The 571-nt window shown below is 44.3% G+C and carries 1 protein-coding gene; it reads left to right on the forward strand.

Annotated elements, in window-relative coordinates:
- Nucleotides 1-351: 351 nt before the first annotated feature.
- A complete protein-coding gene (locus DVK07_RS23020) occupies nt 352-525 on the forward strand; it encodes a hypothetical protein (protein ID WP_158603215.1) in 174 nt (57 codons plus the stop codon).
- Nucleotides 526-571 lie beyond the last annotated feature (46 nt).

Here is a 571-nt window from a genome sequence, read left to right on the forward strand (position 1 = left end):
CTGAGGACAGCGATCACAAAGATCCAAATGGGTACTGTATAATGTGTTTAGTATCCGCCAAAGACCGAATTAAGGCATGCTACTACGCGAGCCTTCATACAAAACTCTAATATTTTTTATGTTCTTGGCACGCGGAATATGTGTCTGGGTCGGCAGTAACGTTATTCTTTTTCACGCCGAGAATTTTGGTATCGAGATCTGGTACGTTTGCTAAGGCTTCCTTTCCACAATACGGACAGACAGTGTTGCGAACAGGTATACAGATTCATTGCTGTCGGGCGACGTATAATTTTGGCTGTGGCGAACTTCATCCCAAACTAATATGAATATGTGGCTTGACAACAGCAGTGAATGACCTCCTCAAAGATGGATTGGGGCGACTCATCTATCATCGAGTCCGAGGAACTTGACCGCTTCTTCTATGAATCCGCTAAAGGAGAGGATGAAAACGTTATATTTCATAGTTACTCGGTTAACGTTCTGGAGTCCGGCTTCAATCTTTCTGGGCTGGAAGAGTATCTATAGTAGCCGTTAGAACTTTCGGCACGGAGTGCTGTACAGTACCTAATGG

The organism is Halorubrum sp. Atlit-26R (assembly GCF_003666015.1).
Classification (GTDB): domain Archaea; phylum Halobacteriota; class Halobacteria; order Halobacteriales; family Haloferacaceae; genus Halorubrum.